Consider the following 14,547-nt stretch of genomic DNA (forward strand, 5'->3'; position numbering starts at 1 on the left):
GGTGCACGGTCGATGGCCGTGCAGCCGATGAGCGAGGGAGCAGACGATGTCGGACTTCATCCGCAAGATCAAGGAAGAGGCCAGGGCCGTCTCGGCTGCCATCGATCAGGAACTGACCGTCCTCGAAGGAGTCCCCGGATACGACCCGCTCGCCGATGACACGGACGAGGAATCGTCCGACGAGTCGGCGTCCGTCGATTCAGGTGACGAGACCAGCAAGTAGATACGACGCAGCGGCCGTCGGGTGGGATCTCCCCGCCCGGCGGCCGTCGTGCGTTTCACCAGGTGGTCAGCGTCCCGTTGAGGAACCGGAATCCGCCGCCCGGTCCCGCGCACTTCACGCTGTTCTCGGCGATCGTCCTGCACGAGATACCGGCAACGGTGATCCGATGATCGACTGGTAGGTCGGGCGCGGTGACCGGTCCGCCCTCGACGATTGTCGGCCGGGTTCCGCTGGATGTCAGGATGATCGCGTTCGGTGGACCACTGAACGGGTCGGCCTTCACCGACGGGGTGCCCGGTGGGAACGCCACCGAACAGACGACCTGGGTCCGGCCGTCGACGGGGTAGAACACGCACTCGCGAAGTGGGTTGTGGGCGTAGGCGAAATGGTGAGCAGCAGGGGAGCCCGGGATGGCGTAACGGGCCGGCGCCACATCGGTCACCGGGCCGGCGGCCGGCGTCGGGGTCGAGGAGAAACGAGGGATCGTCGGATGCTCGTCGGCGACGGCTGGTGCACCACCGAGGCCCAGCGCGGCGATCGTCGACGCGACGATGAGCGATCTGACTGCGAGCGCGTGACGTGGCACGGTGTCTCCTTCTGGGGCGGTGATGTTCCGATGATCACACCCCACCCCGACACCGAGGGCCGATAGCACCGAGCTTCATCTGTTCAGAGAGGCCGCAGCGGCCGTCGGGTGGGATCTCCCCGCCCGGCGGCCGTGGTGCGCGTGGGCTCACTTCTTGACGAACCCCAGCAGCGCCTCGTTGACCTCGGCGGCATGCGTCCACAGCAGACCGTGGGGAGCGCCCTCGATCTCGACGTACTCGGCCTCCGGGACGGCATCGTGGAAGCGACGGCCGGTGGCGTCGATCGGCAGGATGTTGTCCGCGGTGCCGTGCAGGATCAGCGTCGGCTTGCCCGAATCACGAACTACGGCAACGTCCTCGCGGAAGTCCTCGATCCAGGTCGGGACGACGGCGTAGGCCGCGACCGGTGCGCTGCCGACAGCGGTGATCCAGTTGGCGTCGACGACTTCCTGGGTGATGCGGGTGCCGAGGGTGTCGTCGAGGTTGTAGAAGTTCTTGTAGAACTGGGTGTACCAGGCGTACCGGTTCTCCTTGGCGGCCCGCGCGATGCCGTCGAAGACCGCGGCGTCGACGCCCTCGGGGTTGTCGTCGGTCTTCACCAGGAACGGCTCGAGCGAAGCGAGGAACGCGAACTTGGCGACCCTCTCGGTCCCGTACGTTCCGGCGTAGCGTGCGAGTTCACCTGTGCCCATGGAGAATCCGACCAGGATGACGTCGCGCAGGTCGAGGGTCTCGAGCACGGTGTTCAGGTCTGCGGCGAAGGTGTCGTAGTGGTAGCCGGTGCCGACTTTGCTCGACTTGCCGAAACCCCGGCGGTCGTAGGTGATGACCCGGTAGCCGGCGTCGATCAGCTCGCGAGCCTGTAGCTCCCAGCTGTTGCCGTCGAGTGGGTACCCGTGGATCAGCACGACCGGCTGACCGTTCCCGTGGTCCTCGTAGTACAGCTCGATGTCGGTGGTGTTCTCGGTGCCGACGGTGATGTAGCCCATTGCGATCACTTCTTTCTTGTTCAGCGACCCGAGGGTCGGATGGGAGCCGAGGAGAACGTTCGTTCTCTGGACTGATTGCTACACTAGAGAACGATCGTTCCCCGCGCAAGGGGTAGCTCGGAATCAGGTGAGGACGGTGCATCGTGGCAGCTTCGAAGGACATCGCGGTCGACCCGCGTGAGCAGGTCATTCGCGCCGCGGACGAGTTGTTCAATGCTCACGGGGTCCACGCGGTCGGGATGGACAAGGTCCGCGACGCCGCCGGTGTCTCGCTCAAGAAGATCTACACGCTGTTCCCCTCCAAGGAGGCCCTGATCCTCGCGGTCCTCGACGACCGGACCCGGCAGTGGAATGCGGGTGTCGCCGCCTGCACGGAAGGGTTGTCGACGCCGCGGGAGAAGCTGCTGGCGATCTTCGACTTCCTGCTCGGATGGTTCGGCACCGACGAGTTCCGGGGCTGCGCGTTCATCAACGCCTACGGCGAGTTGGGTGGGGAGCTGCCGTCGGTCGCCGAGGCGGTGCGTAAGCAGAAGGCTGCATTCCAGGACTACGTGGCGGGCCTGGTCGCGGAGCTCGGCGGGCCGTCGCGCCTGGCTGCTCAGCTGGCGATTCTGGCGGAAGGGGCACAGACGACGGCGGCGATCGCCGGCACCACGAAAGCGGCCGACGATGCCCGGAGTGCCGCCGAAATCCTGATCGATCAGGCTCTCGGATAGAATGTCATCCGTTCGGAGGAAATGTAACAATAAGCATTGTTAGTGGGTCATCTGAACCATTTCCTGAGACATTTTCGCTAATTTATCTCGCGAGAGCAAAATTGAGTCATCATTCCGACCTGGGCAAACGTACGTGTTTCGAATGTTCAATTCGGTCTGCTAATGTCCCGGCGTAATCAATTCGTTGTGTCGTGTTGTGGGGGACTGAAACACAACGGGTCTCGGGCTGGGAAAGGTACACAATGCGATTCACCAAGGTGGCGACGGCGGGATTCGGGCTGGCAGCGGCAGCCGCGATGACATTCTCCGGATCGGGAGGCGCGTCCGCACTGCTGTTGATTCCGGCCTCGTTCACCCACACCCAGTCGCTCAGTAATGGAACGCTGACGGTGAAGGTGAACAACAACACGTCGTCGACGGTGAAGTGCAACTTGTCCGTCCACGAGGCGAGCAAGGAGTCGCAGGTCAAGCTGGCAGTCGCCAAGGTGAACACCCACCTCGCCGGCGGGGTCAGCGATACGCTTCTCGCCGCGGCGCGCCAGGAAGTCGAGGCCGACGCGCTGAAGGTGGTGTGGACCAAGAAGTCGATCTCGTCGAACGGTTCGTCCACGGCAACGTGGAAATCCGGGCGTGCCGACGCGTCGTACGTGATCTATCAGGATTGCTCCTCCGATTCGCTTTTGGGTCTGACGTTCAGCGGACTCGCGCAGGAGTACAAGGTGACCGGAACCGGCAAGTCCCCCGACTCGCCCGACGACTCGGGCAACGGCAGCCTCAGCGGGCTGTTCGGCGGTCTGCTCGGATAGTTCCCGATTGGGCGGGGGAGGCTAGCGCTGCTCGTCGGCCCCCGCCGTCGCTTCGGCGTGCGTGACTTCGCACGCCGGTCATAACGCTGCGCCGGGCACATCGCCGTGCCCGCAGGAATCAGATCAATCATTCCCCGACATCGCTTCGTCGGGCTCACCCCGCGATTCACGTCGTGGGGCAATGAATCATGCGTACGAAAGGGATCACATGCGATTCTCACGTTTGGCACTGGCAGGAATCGGAGTGGCGGCCGGAGCCGCCGTGGCACTCACCGGAAGCGGAGAGGCCTCGGCGATCCTCATTTCGGCGTCGTACTACCCGCACACCCAGTCGCTCACCAACGGCACGGTGACCGTGAACGTGCAGAATGAGACGTCGAAAACAGCGACCTGCTGGCTGTCGATCCACGCCGCGAGCAAGGAAAGTCAGCTTGATCTCCGCGCGGCCGCCGTCAACACGATCATTGCCTCGGGCATCGAATCTGCGGCGCTCGACAAGGCTCGAGAGGACGCGGCAGAGGGTGCGCTGAAAATCGTCTGGGACGGTCAGTCCATCGCCAAGGACGCGCTGGCGACCGGCACCTGGGCCTCGAACCGAACCGACACGTCGTATGCGATCTACCAGGAGTGCACAACGCCGGATACGGCCACAGGTTTGACGATCAACGGCCGGGCCCAGGTCTACAAGGTGAGCGGAACCGGCAAGCCCGCGGACAACCCCGGCGGTGGTGACAACGGCGGTGGTGACAACGGCGGCGGAGATAACGGCGGCGGAGATAACGGCGGCGGAGATAACGGCGGCGGTGACAACGGCGGCGGTGACAACGGCGGCGGTGACAACGGCGGCGGTGACAACGGCGGCGGAGATAACGGTGGCGGTGACAACGGTGGCGGTGACAACGGCGGCGGTGACAACGGCGGCGGAGACAACGCGGGCGGCGACTCGGGTAACGGCAGCCTAGGAAATCTGTTCGGCTCCAGCTAGTCTCACGGCCGGTGGGGAATCAGGCGGCTTCGCGGCCCGACGAATCCCCACCGGCCGAACCGGTTTCGGAGGAGTCGGACTTCTCGCGATCGTTGCCGACGCTCGTGCTCGGGGAGACGTGACCACCGGCCGACGAGCCGGAATCCGACGATCCGCTGTCGCCGGACTCGCCGTTGTCCGAACCCGATGCTCCATCGGAACCCGAATCCGACTGATCGGCATCCGGCTTGTCGGAGCCGTCGGGTCGATCGCCGATATCTCCACGGTCGGGCTCGAGCTCGTCGGCCGGCTCCCGGGCATCGGTGGGGGCATCGTCGACCGCCGGCGGCACAGCGCCGACCGGGACGATCCCCCTCGTTTCCGGCGGACCCTCCGGCTTCTCCGCGCCGGTCGCCACCTCGGACGGCACGGTGACGGTGTATCCGTCGCCAGGAGCGTCCTGTTTCACCGAATCCGCAGCCGTGACCGGCACTGCGGCGGTTCCGGCATTCGGCGCCTGGGTCGGGTAGTAGGCCTCGGCGAGCGCATCCCAACGAGCGAGATCGTCCTTGTCGTAGGCGATTCCGAGCGCGTCGTAGACAGTGGCCACGAGCAGCGCCAGAGGGTGCGCCGCATCGTAGACGAGGTACGTGGTGTTGCCGGCGGTGAACTCCTTCGGGTCACCCAGGCGCTCGACGTCGCCGTACGTATGCGGACCGTTACCCGAGTGAATGGTGAAGAACCCCGCCGCGTTGACGACGAGCGACGTGACCGGTCGGTACGCCACCCACTGGAAGTTGCTGACCGGGTCGCCGACGACGATCACCGACACGATCCTGACGTTTCCACTGGCCTCGGGGTCGCGGGCGCTGTTGGCGTCGATCCCCGCCACCTCCACGAGCGGCTTCAGGAACGGCATGGTGTCGAGCCAGGCCTTGATCCCCCACGGGCTCCGCGGGTCGGAGACCAGAACGACCAGGTCCTTGCCGGGTACGAAGAAGTCGTTGTCGTAGGCGCGCGGGTTCTCGGCGGCGTCGCCGAGAGCGTCGGCGCCCTGTGAGTAGCCGGTGTAGACGACGAACGGTCGGTCCGCGCCCATGTCGGCGAACGCGGCCATGACGGCCAGATTCTGGTTCATCGCATGTTCTTTGGACTCGTCGTAGCCCGGCGCGAACGGTGCGATGGTGTTCGAGCGGCCGGCGATGACGGGTCCGAAGGACTCGGGGTAGTTGATGATGAGCGTCTGACGTTGGCCGACGTACGGCAGGTTGCGCGGGATCAGCGTGGTGTCGTTGGTCCCGGGGGTGACGACCATGATCGTGTCGGCGGGCAGGTCAGGGAACATGTCGCTGGTGTTGTCGTGCTGCGTGGCCTCGCGCACGACCTCACGTTCGATGAGGGATTCGACGACGGCGGTGACGTTCGTCGATGCGACAGCGATCGGCACGACGGTGCCGAGAGACAACGCGCTGAGCGTCAGCGATGTGGCTGTCGCGCGCGATGGTCTACGAGAAGATGTGGCTGTTTGCACCGATCGAGCCCGGTGCTTTCCTCCCCGACGTGCCCCCAATGGACCCTCCTACAGTCGGAAGGAGTCTATGGAGCAGGGCGCCCAGGGCGTGTCATCCAAATGGATTAACACCGACATTCCTGGCACGCAATTATCTTTGACCGGCTAAGGGTTTGGTGTATGCGGTTCGCCGGTGCGTGTGTGGCAGGGGTGCTGATCGGCTAGGGGCGTCGTGTTGTTGGAGGTCGCACGATCCTGGTGGAGCCGCCCAGGGGAATCGAACCCCTGACCTATTCATTACGAGTGAATTGCTCTACCGACTGAGCTAGGGCGGCGTGCTACGCGAGGCAGCGGAGACGAGTCTAGCGAGTCCATCGCCCGCAACAAAAACCGGCTCCGCTCGCGTACCCGGACGTGCCCCCGCGCAGAATCGCCACCTCCGCCCGAACGCCTTGTTCGCAGCTCGCGAACCTGGGCTGAGCTGGCGACTCCGGCGAGCGCTGTGATCTCAGAACGGGTAGTCGGAGCCGCACACCACCGGCACCCGATGGGCAGGGTCGAGCGCGTTGCGAACGAGCGCGGCGACGGTCGGGGAGTAGGCCATACCGACGTGACCGATCTTCGACGCCGGGCACACGTCCTGGATCAGCGTGTTGACGACGTTCGGGCCAGGCGTCATGAGGGTGTTCGTGTAGGGCGTCGAGATCTCGTCGTTGCGGGTCGCGAAGTTGACGTAGTCAATCGACGGGTGCCGCGGACCCCAATAGCTCTGCCCCGGGGCCCGCGCCGGCAGGCGGTCGGTGATCGACCCGACCCGCGAGACTCCCTGGTGCGACGCCGACAAGGAAATGAGGGTGTCCACCTGGGCGGCGCGACCGGGAAGTTGTGTCACCAGTTGGGCGATCGCCCCACCCTGGCTGTGGCCGATGAGGTCGACCTTGGCGGCGCCGGTTGCGGCGAGCACTTTGTCGATGAAGGGCGCGACCTGCTGCGCCGCGGCCCGTTCCTTGTTGCCGAGGCCGCCGGTGTTGCCGCTCCACGACGCCTGGCCGTAGGTGAGGCTGAAGACGCAGTACCCGGCGTTGGCGAGTGTGGGAGCGAGGTACGCCCAGTTGGCACTCTGGTTCATCGCGGTGGCGTGCAGCAGGACGATCGGATCGCGGCCTTCCCGATCCCGGCAGTCGAACCGGTTGCTGCCGGCCGGCGACTCGGTGGCCGGACTCAGATAGTGCTCGGCGATCGCCTGGTTGGCATCCGTGGTGACAGGGAAGGGCGCGGCATGCGCGGCGCCCGGGGCGAGCAGTAGGCACGCAGCGGCCAGCGCGGCCGCGGCGGCGGCGAGTCGTGGTCGAAGTCGGTTCACACGAGAATTGTCACCCATGATCGTCGACGCGACGGCAGAACTCGACGCCGCGCGGTGAGAGTGCGTAGCCGACTTCGAGGCTCTCGGTCAGTCCGAGTTTCTTCAATTTGGTGACGTCGTTCTTGAAACCGGCTCGGTCTCTGCCGAGTTCGGCCGCGAGGTCGGTGGACACGACGCCGGGTCGGCGGCCGATGATCTCGAGGGTGTCGCGCGTCCAGGGGCCGTTCTTTGAGCGGGCGTCCATCCGGTCGAGCCGCAAGCGGATGTCCGCGACGTCGTCGTCGGAGAGATCGTCATCGGCGCGCAGGGCGATCCGCGGGTCTTCCCCGATGCATCGGAGTCCGATCCGGTAAGTGGGGTTGTGGGTGTTGACGCACAGGGTCGCCCGCAGCTCGTCGACGCTCTCGTAGCCGGCCCGTCGCGCTTCCTTCGGGGTGATCTGTGCAGGATCCACGCGCTCCATCGATGTCACCTCGATGACGTGCGTCAGTGCGATGAAGCTCGACCCGGGCCGGATGCGTGGATGCCCCCAACGTCGGAAGGCGAGGTCGACCGAACCGTCGGCGATCCCGCGCGCTACAGCTGCTGTGAGAAGCACACCTTCGACCGTAGCGAGGGCGCCGTGGCTGCGCAGACAGTCCGGCTAGCGGTGCGTGCGATGCCTGTGGAACTCGTCTGAGATGTTGCTGAGAGCTGTTGTAGGGTGACCCGATATCAGCGACGGCAGTGCCGGCGCCCGGGGGGATCTTCCTTTTTGGTGTCGTGTCGTCGCGTGCACAACTGACGACGACGATCACCATCCGGGGGGGAGGGGTCTCATGGTGCTGCCGCGTCCGCACTCGCTGTGGTTCCCCGACGTTCCCGCGTGGCCGTCGTCCGGTGCCACTCCGGCAGTCGATCTGGCCGCTCACCTCGCGCGATTCCGTTCCGTTGACGCAGTTCAGGGCGATGTCGGCGGCGCCGCGGTGGCCGTGCTCGACGCCCCGGCCCCGCCGGTAGAGCCGTCGACGCCGAGGTTCGAGGCCCCGCTCGCCGAAGTCTCGGCAAAGCCGTCGTCCGATCTCGATTCCTTCCTCGCCGAGGCCGAGAAGTCGGTCCGCGCGAAGCGAAAGGCTGTGTCCGGCACGGCTCCAGGTTGGCGACGATTCCTCGGTTCGGGACCGCGAATCGCGGGTGCGGCAGCCGCAATTCTTGTGATTGTCGCCACAGTCGTCGCTGCTGTCACCCTCGCCGGTGGTGGCTCGGACGGCCCCGTGGTCGCCGCGGACGCCACGGAGTCCGCCTCGCCCACAGAGGCGCCGTCGACGTCGGGGGTGGTCAGTCACCCGGCCTGCGCGCAGCGTCCCGTCGGTTCGGGGACCACGGTGTCGAACGACGACGAGAAGGGCGACCAGGAGTCCGGCCCGGGCGCGATCCGCGCGTTCAACCACGCCTACTACGTGTTGCGGTCGGCGAAAGCCGCACGCGCAGTGGCAGCCCCGGGGGCCGTCGCCTCCGAGTACGTGATGCAGCAGTACATCGATCAACGCCCGATCGGCACGCGCCACTGTCTGAAGATCACCGAACGGGCTCCCGGCGAGTACGCCGTGGTGCTCACCGAATTGCAGCCCGACGCGGCGCCCATCACCTATCGCCAGGTCATCCGCACGTCCACAACGGGCGGCAAGACCTACATCCAATCCATCAAGTCCGTCGAATGAGTTCAGACACAGAGCCATTCGGATGGCGCAGAAAGGTTGTTCTGAGATGACCCAGAGTCGAGGTCGACATCGTAGGCGTCGGGCCCCGAGTGGTCCGGTTTTGTCGGTGACGTCTGCTGTTGTGGCAGTGTCGATCACTGCTGGTGCGGGTGCGGCGTTTGCTGTTCCGGAGCAGGGTGGCACTGATCCGTTGGATTCGGCGCCGGGTCAGGGTGGTACGAGTCCGTCGGATGTTGCGCCGGGTGCTTCGGCTCCGGGTGATGCGGTGGTGCAGCCGGTTGTGGTTCCGGGTCCGGGGTCGATTCCGGGTCCGCCGGTGGAGGCTCCGTATCAGTCGTATGATCAGTCGTTGTCGCAGAGTTACCAGCAGCCGTATTCGCCGGCGATCACCAATCCTGTTGCGCCGCGGGTTGCTCCGCCGGTGCGTCCGATTGCGCCGCCGCCGGACAAGATTCGTGTGGGTAACTTTGTGACCGATATTCCGCAGGGTGTGTCGTCGAAGGATGTCAATTCGATCAACGCGTGGTCGGCGTATGGCGAGGCGAAGATCGCTCAGGGTTTGATCTCGGTGGGTGTGCCGGAGGATGAGGCCAGTCGTCGTGCTGCTGCCACGATCATCGGTGTGATGGCTGGTGGTACGGCTGGTGCTGTGGCGCTTGGGCTTCCGGCGGCGGTGGTGGGTGCTGTTGGTGGGGCGGGCGTCGGTGCGATCGCGGGTGCGATCATCACGGGTCTCCCGACGGCCGGTGCGAATGCCCTGTACGGAGCTGGCGTGGGTGCTCTGATCGGCGCCGGAGTGGGTGGTGTCGGTGGTGCTGCAGCGGGTGCTGCGCTCGGTTTCGGTATCGGAGGCGCCGCGGGTGGTCTCCTGGCGTACTCGCTGGGTGCCGGCGATCCGGGTGCAAATCCGGAAGAACCTTGGAAGAACGATGGTCCGCGCCATGCGGCGCCCGAGGCCGAGGGCCCAAATCAGTTCGAGTTTCAGCTGTCTGCTGAGGAGGCTCGCAAGTCAGGTCTCCCAGCCGTTGACTACGTGGTCAACAGTCGCGGTGACGTGAAGGCCAGGGTCGGTACGACCTCGTACAACTGGTCCGGTGCACAGGCTCGCGCACCGTATGCGGTTCTCGGTGCGGATGTCGAGAAGTCGGTTCGGGATTGGACTCGGGCACAGTCGGACCATTTGAAGAAGGCCGTTCCGGGGAGCGAGGTCTTGTGGCCGGCAGAAGGCACCGCGTAGCTCGCAACACGAGTGGATTTGATCAGCCGTGGTTCTAGTAGCCCTGAACAGCCGGACAGTGTCGCAGGAGCAAAGTACGCGGCGTGAAATGAGGGAGATTGAGATGAAGAAACTGGCAGTGACTGTGGCGGCGTCTGTAGTTGCCGCATCCGCGAGTCTCGCTGGCGTTGGGCAGGCCTCGGCCGCTCCGATTCCTCACATCTATGGTTCCGGAAGCAGCTTCACAACGTTCGGCAATCATTCTTTCTGCCACGGTGTCGTGGACGTTCGGGCCGACGCGCCACCGAAGAAACGCGGCGTCGTTCGGGTGACCGCGACTTCGCTCGGCTTCACTGGCAACGGCGCTAGTTGGAAGCGGAACCCTAAGTGCCGCGTGCTCTTCGGCACTCTGTACAACGGGTCCGGCGGCTTGAACAAAGAGCAGTGGGTGACCGGTTCGTTTGGTCCACGAAAGGGAGAGAAAAAGGTTTGGGAGGTTCGAACCGGGTCGGGCCCTGCGTCGGTCGGTGTCGCGACGTACTCGGCTAGTAGTCCGGTACGTCTCCAACAGGGATACGGCACCGGAATCTACCTGCTGGTTCCTTAAACGGTTTCGAAAGGCCTCGGTTCAGCGCACCAACACCGTTCGGGTGATGCAGTCGTAGGGCGTCTCGCTTTCATGTTTGTGCCGTAAGTTTCACCGCCTGGGCCGTAGTTCCCCGGTAGTGATGGAGGATAAATGAAAAAGCTTGTTATTGCCGTAATTTCCGCGGTCACTGCGGTAGTCATGTGCTTGTCAGGATCTGGGGATTCATCCGCGGCACCAGTTCCGGAACTATCGACAACCGGTTCTGATTTCGGTACTTTCGGTGATCATTCGTTCTGTCGAGGCTCATTCCGCGTCACGCTCGACGCGCCGAAGAAGACCCGGGGTCTCGTACGAGTCACGGTGCACTCGCACGGATTCACCGGAGATGGCCCCGGTTGGAAGCGAAACCCCAAGTGTCGAGTCAAGCTCGCAGCTATCTGGTTCAGCGGACAGGCTTACAACGCCATGAAGTACTCGACGGCAACTTTCGGACCCAAGCGCGGCGAGAAGCACAGCTGGGACGTACGTACCGGCTCTGGTCTGGTGTCGCTCACTGTTCGTGGCTACACGTCGAATCTTCCCGTGAACGCGCCTCAATCAGTCGGGTACGGCGCATTCATCCTCGTTCCGTAGCGGCTCTTTGCTCCCCTTCTCCATCGGGTTTGCGATTGGCGGAACTGTCGGCGCCCTTCTCGCGAACTCGCTGGGCGCGTGTGATCCGGGCGCGAATCCGGAGAAACCGTGGAGGAAAGATGGGCCCCGGCACGCGCTGCCTGGTAACGACGGCTCGAACCAGTTCGAGTTCCATCTGTCTCCCGAAGAGGCGCGGCGATCGGGGTTGCCGGCCGTTGACTATGTGGTCAACAGCCGTGGAGATGTGAACGTCAAGGTCGGCTCCTCCGCTTTCAACTGGTCGGGTTCGCAAGCGCGTGCGCCCTACTCAGTACTCGGCGCGGGCGCCGAGAAGTCAATTCGCGACTGGACGAGGGCGCAGTCCGACAACTTGAGAAAAGCTGTTCCTGGCAGCGAAGTTCTCTGGCCTGCGGAGCTGGCGGAATGGACAGTTCTCGAATGAACCTCGAAGCGAGACAGTTATTTCCGCTCGCTCCCAACAAACGCGACAAGGATGAGATGAAGCGACTTTTCATGGCACTGGTGGGCACGGCACTTACTGTGATGACGGTTGCCGCTGGCGCCGGTAATGCAGCAGCCGCGCCGCTCCAACAGTTGAACACGACCAGCACCTCCCTCAACACGCTCGGCGACCACTCTTTCTGCCGAGGAACGATCACTTACAAGGTCGAGTCCGTGGCCAAGAAGAGGGGGGTCGTCCGAGTGACGGCCACTTCTCACGGTTTTGTGGGTGACGGGGTGACGTGGAAAAAGAATCCCAGGTGTCGCGTGCTGTTCCGATCCGGATACAACAGCGTGAAGGGTATCTACTTGGAGAAGTGGACGACTGGTTCGTTCGGGCCGCGACGCGGTGAGAAGAAGACCTGGGATGTCATGACCGGCTCCGGGCCTGCGTCGCTGGCGCTCGCCACCTACTCGTCCAATAGCCCGATCCGTGTTCCTACCGCTGTCTCGGGTACCACATTTCTCATGTTGGTCCCGTGATGCACCGTCAGTCTTGATCATCGGTCGATCGATGCCGCACGCGAAGACGTGATGGCGCACCCGTAGAAAGCAGTCGAAGGGAAGATACGTGAACAAGTTTTTCGTGGCGTTTGTCGTTGTCGTTGCCGCGGCGATGTGTCTGGCCGGTGTTGGGACTGCCTCGGCCGCACCAATCCCACAAGTCTCGCCAACCGGTTACAACTTCGGGACGTTCGGTGATCATGCCTCCTGTCGAGGTGCGATCAACGTGACGGTGGATGAGCCTGTGAAGAAGCGTGGCGTTGTGCGGGTGACCGCGCGGTCGCACGGCTTTACCGGAGAAGGTTCTGGCTGGAAGCGAAATCCCAAGTGCCGAGTCCTCTTTGGGAATTTCTACACAAGTGTGCGCGGGTACAACCTCGAAAAGTGGGTAAGCGCAACGTTTGGGCCGGGGCCGGGTGAGAAGAAGGTTTGGGAGATTGCCACGGGGTCCGGTCCCGCTAGTCTCGGGTTCGGCGGCTTCTCGCCCAACAGCCCGGTTCGGGTGCCTGCCGGTTATGGCGCAACGATTTACATGCTCGTACCCTGACTCTCCGGACGGGTGCGGAACTTCTTGTCTGCATGCTCGCGGCGGTCGCCAGTCAGGTCTCCCAGCGGTTGACTACGTGGTCAACAGTCGCGGTGACGTGAAGGCCAGGGTCGGTACGACCTCGTACAACTGGTCCGGTGCACAGGCTCGCGCGCCCTACGCGCTTGCCGGGCCCGAGCTAGAGAAGTCGGTACGCGACTGGACGCGTTCGCAGTCCGAGAACCTCAAGTCCGCTATTCCGGGCAGTGATGTGCTCTGGCCTGCGGAGCAGGCTCGCTGATACCCGCAGAAAGGACCAGTGAAAGATGTTCAAAGGCGATGGCTGCGACCGCTTGACGAAAGGTGCAAACACGTGACGAAAGTACTTGCCACACTGGCGGTCGTGGCGACCGCTCTTGTTGGTTCGCTTATCGGGTCGGGAAGCGCGACCGCAGTACCTATCCAACAACTACCGGTGACGAGCAGTACGTTCGGAACGTTTGGTGATCATTCGTTCTGTCGAGGCGCGGTCACGATCAAGCTGGAGGGCGTGGCCAAGAGGCGGGGGATCCTGCGCGTTACTGCGACCTCCCACGGTTTCAGGGGGCAAGGCGCAAGCTGGAAGCGAAACCCAAAGTGCCGGGTGTTGTTCGGGACTGGGTACACCAGTATCCGGGGCCTCAGTTTGGAGAGGTTCGCAACAGGGACATTTGGCCTGCGCCCCGGCGACAAAAAGTCTTGGGACGTTGACACCGGCTCTGGCCTGGCGTCGGTTTCGGTCCATACGTACGCCAACAAGAGCCCGGTCCGTGTTGTACAAGGCGGCAATGCCGGTTTCTACGTGATGGTTCCGTAGCGACGACCGCTGGAAGACAAAGCGACGAGGAGACCCTGAAATCGGGGCCGCCGATTCCGCCATTTGGGGTCTCGGAGGAAACCCTTGGCGCGGGGCGGTTAAGTACGGCCGTTACGTTCTGGTTCCATGAGGATCGATGATTGCTACAACACCTCGCGACGGCGACCCGCAGATCTGGGATGAGCGGGCCGTTGTTGTTTGTGGCACCGCAGGCGGGGTCGGCACGTCTGTCGTGTCGGCACTCCTTGCCGAACATCGCGCCGCGACGAGCCTCGGCCTGCTCTCGTGGTGGGTCGACGCTTCCGGCAACGATTGCGACATCGAACTCCGTCTCCGCGGAACCGGTAACGAGGAGTTGCTGCGCACCGCGTCGGGCACGGGCCTGTGGTTGCCGCCCGACGAGGCGGCGGTCACCGACGCCGTCGTCGAGGTGTGGCGGCAGGGAGCAGTACCGGTGATCGACGCCGGTGCGCACCCGCTGACGCTGCTGCCCGAACTCGCCGAAGACGACCTCCCGAACCTCACGCCGGTCCTCGTGATCAGTCCGCGCCCAGACCTGCTCAACCGGGCACGGGTCATCTTCACGGAGTGGGACCGCGCCGGCGTACTCGAGAACACAGTCGTCGTGATCGACTCCCAGCTGCCGGTACAGCAGCAGACGGGCCTCGCGGACATGCTCGTCGGCGTGGTGTCCGGGTCGGTCGGCACGGTGATCGGCCTCGACTACGACCCGGTCCTCGGCGCCGGGACCGCGCTCGACGAGGACGCCCGCCGCGGGTTCTTGCCGGCAACGATCGAGTCCATCGCGAAGCTCGCGGCAGCTACATCGAACCGACGCTGACAGCTTCTTCGAGCTGCGGGCTG

At 64.3% G+C, this 14,547-nt stretch carries 15 protein-coding genes and 1 tRNA gene; 10 read left to right on the plus strand and 6 right to left on the minus strand.

Translation table 11 applies throughout. The features are described from left to right. Positions 1-46 precede the first annotated feature (46 nt). Positions 47-223 (plus strand): hypothetical protein, encoded by a 177-nt coding sequence (locus GONAM_RS22755; RefSeq protein ID WP_006866637.1) that lies wholly within the window; start codon positions 47-49, stop codon positions 221-223. A gap of 55 nt (positions 224-278) precedes the next feature. Here GONAM_RS22755 and GONAM_RS09985 read toward each other — a convergent pair whose 3' ends face one another. Together GONAM_RS09985 and GONAM_RS09990 are read right to left on the minus strand one after the other, a co-directional pair. Next, on the minus strand, positions 279-809 hold the full coding sequence (locus tag GONAM_RS09985; RefSeq protein WP_006866638.1) for a hypothetical protein: 531 nt from the start codon (positions 807-809) through the stop codon (positions 279-281). Positions 810-956: 147 nt separating this feature from the next. Further along, a complete protein-coding gene (locus GONAM_RS09990) occupies positions 957-1,799 on the minus strand; it encodes an alpha/beta fold hydrolase (protein ID WP_006866639.1) in 843 nt (280 codons plus the stop codon). Positions 1,800-1,942: 143 nt separating this feature from the next. Between GONAM_RS09990 and GONAM_RS09995 the strand changes: the two genes are divergently transcribed. The 3 genes from GONAM_RS09995 to GONAM_RS23095 all read left to right on the plus strand — a co-directional run bounded on the left by GONAM_RS09995 (position 1,943) and on the right by GONAM_RS23095 (position 4,306). Next, the gene (locus tag GONAM_RS09995; protein WP_006866640.1) at positions 1,943-2,515 is read left to right on the plus strand and encodes a TetR/AcrR family transcriptional regulator; all 573 of its coding nucleotides are present in this window, start codon (positions 1,943-1,945) and stop codon (positions 2,513-2,515) included. Positions 2,516-2,757: 242 nt separating this feature from the next. Next, positions 2,758-3,321 (plus strand): hypothetical protein, encoded by a 564-nt coding sequence (locus tag GONAM_RS10000; protein ID WP_006866641.1) that lies wholly within the window; start codon positions 2,758-2,760, stop codon positions 3,319-3,321. A 61-nt stretch (positions 3,322-3,382) separates the two neighbouring features. Then, a complete protein-coding gene (locus tag GONAM_RS23095) occupies positions 3,383-4,306 on the plus strand; it encodes a hypothetical protein (protein WP_369403357.1) in 924 nt (307 codons plus the stop codon). Between the two features lie 19 nt (positions 4,307-4,325). Here GONAM_RS23095 and GONAM_RS10010 read toward each other — a convergent pair whose 3' ends face one another. The 4 genes from GONAM_RS10010 to GONAM_RS10025 form a co-directional block, all read right to left on the minus strand. Then, a complete protein-coding gene (locus GONAM_RS10010) occupies positions 4,326-5,750 on the minus strand; it encodes an ICP22 family protein (RefSeq protein ID WP_006866643.1) in 1,425 nt (474 codons plus the stop codon). Positions 5,751-6,054: 304 nt separating this feature from the next. Further along, a tRNA-Thr gene (locus GONAM_RS10015) sits at positions 6,055-6,130 on the minus strand. 173 nt (positions 6,131-6,303) lie between these two features. Continuing rightward, a complete protein-coding gene (locus tag GONAM_RS10020; protein ID WP_006866644.1) occupies positions 6,304-7,176 on the minus strand; it encodes an esterase/lipase family protein in 873 nt (290 codons plus the stop codon). Continuing rightward, on the minus strand, positions 7,169-7,756 hold the full coding sequence (locus GONAM_RS10025; RefSeq protein WP_040535953.1) for an ASCH domain-containing protein: 588 nt from the start codon (positions 7,754-7,756) through the stop codon (positions 7,169-7,171). Before GONAM_RS10025 ends, GONAM_RS10020 begins: the two co-directional genes overlap by 8 nt. 220 nt (positions 7,757-7,976) lie before the next feature. Between GONAM_RS10025 and GONAM_RS10030 the strand changes: the two genes are divergently transcribed. The 6 genes from GONAM_RS10030 to GONAM_RS10045 all read left to right on the plus strand — a co-directional run bounded on the left by GONAM_RS10030 (position 7,977) and on the right by GONAM_RS10045 (position 14,524). After that, complete coding sequence (locus tag GONAM_RS10030; protein ID WP_006866646.1) at positions 7,977-8,858, plus strand: DUF8176 domain-containing protein; 882 nt, start codon at positions 7,977-7,979, stop codon at positions 8,856-8,858. Positions 8,859-8,904: 46 nt separating this feature from the next. Then, entirely contained in the window at positions 8,905-10,095 is a 1,191-nt protein-coding gene (locus GONAM_RS10035; protein WP_245548600.1) for a hypothetical protein, read from the plus strand. Between the two features lie 103 nt (positions 10,096-10,198). Next, complete coding sequence (locus GONAM_RS23125; RefSeq protein WP_083876406.1) at positions 10,199-10,681, plus strand: enoyl-CoA hydratase; 483 nt, start codon at positions 10,199-10,201, stop codon at positions 10,679-10,681. A 1,053-nt stretch (positions 10,682-11,734) separates the two neighbouring features. Next, complete coding sequence (locus tag GONAM_RS10040) at positions 11,735-12,280, plus strand: hypothetical protein (protein WP_006866651.1); 546 nt, start codon at positions 11,735-11,737, stop codon at positions 12,278-12,280. 88 nt (positions 12,281-12,368) lie between these two features. Continuing rightward, complete coding sequence (locus GONAM_RS22435; protein WP_006866652.1) at positions 12,369-12,848, plus strand: hypothetical protein; 480 nt, start codon at positions 12,369-12,371, stop codon at positions 12,846-12,848. A 971-nt stretch (positions 12,849-13,819) separates the two neighbouring features. Further along, positions 13,820-14,524 carry a hypothetical protein gene (locus tag GONAM_RS10045; RefSeq protein ID WP_006866655.1) on the plus strand — a complete coding sequence of 235 codons (705 nt, stop codon included), beginning with the start codon at positions 13,820-13,822 and terminating at the stop codon, positions 14,522-14,524. Positions 14,525-14,547 lie beyond the last annotated feature (23 nt).

Source organism: Gordonia namibiensis NBRC 108229 (assembly GCF_000298235.1).
Taxonomy (GTDB): Bacteria; Actinomycetota; Actinomycetes; order Mycobacteriales; family Mycobacteriaceae; genus Gordonia; species Gordonia namibiensis.

Bases quoted from the DNA above. Each gene is read 5' to 3' on its own strand.
- GONAM_RS09990 (WP_006866639.1), bottom strand. From the start codon at position 1,799: ATGGGCTACATCACCGTCGGCACCGAGAACACCACCGACATCGAGCTG.
- GONAM_RS10030 (WP_006866646.1), top strand. From the start codon at position 7,977: ATGGTGCTGCCGCGTCCGCACTCGCTGTGGTTCCCCGACGTTCCCGCG.
- GONAM_RS10020 (WP_006866644.1), bottom strand. From the start codon at position 7,176: ATGGGTGACAATTCTCGTGTGAACCGACTTCGACCACGACTCGCCGCC.
- GONAM_RS10035 (WP_245548600.1), top strand. From the start codon at position 8,905: ATGACCCAGAGTCGAGGTCGACATCGTAGGCGTCGGGCCCCGAGTGGT.
- GONAM_RS10045 (WP_006866655.1), top strand. From the start codon at position 13,820: ATGATTGCTACAACACCTCGCGACGGCGACCCGCAGATCTGGGATGAG.
- GONAM_RS10040 (WP_006866651.1), top strand. From the start codon at position 11,735: ATGAACCTCGAAGCGAGACAGTTATTTCCGCTCGCTCCCAACAAACGC.
- GONAM_RS10000 (WP_006866641.1), top strand. From the start codon at position 2,758: ATGCGATTCACCAAGGTGGCGACGGCGGGATTCGGGCTGGCAGCGGCA.
- GONAM_RS23125 (WP_083876406.1), top strand. From the start codon at position 10,199: ATGAAGAAACTGGCAGTGACTGTGGCGGCGTCTGTAGTTGCCGCATCC.
- GONAM_RS22755 (WP_006866637.1), top strand. From the start codon at position 47: ATGTCGGACTTCATCCGCAAGATCAAGGAAGAGGCCAGGGCCGTCTCG.